We start from the raw sequence: 387 nt of genomic DNA, 5'->3' as shown, positions 1-387 counted from the left end.
CGCCGTCATGGATCGCCTGCTGTTCGAGCGCGGCGGCGCACCTGCCAAGATCAGGGTGGACAACGGCCCGGAAATTATCCCTCGGGCGCTCGACCATTGGGCCTACATGAACCGTGTCACGCTCGACTTCAGTAGGCCCGGAAAGCCGACCGACAATGCCTTCGTGGAAAGCTTCAACGGTCGGTTGCGCGATGAATGCTTCAACACGCACTGGTTCTTGTCTTTGGACGACGCCAGGAGCAAGATCGAGGCGTGGCGGACGGACTTCAACGAGACCCGACCTCACACATCCCTGGGGTGCATGACGCCGGCCGAATTTGCTTCATCGGCCGGGGTTAACCCCGGCCGATGAAGCGCCGGACCTCTCGTTCTGGCCGGTGGCAGAAC

1 protein-coding gene is annotated in these 387 nt (G+C 62.0%); it reads left to right on the top strand.

Going from position 1 to position 387, the window contains the following annotated elements; translation table 11 throughout:
• Positions 1 to 352 (top strand): integrase core domain-containing protein (locus tag ACYPYD_RS23035; protein ID WP_459665759.1); only part of this gene is annotated, 352 nt, incomplete at its 5' end.
• Positions 353 to 387 lie beyond the last annotated feature (35 nt).

This window comes from Novosphingobium sp. 11B (assembly GCF_054589055.1).
The sequence above is the reverse complement of the archived record's forward strand: the minus strand, read 5'-3'. Positions and strand labels throughout refer to the sequence as shown.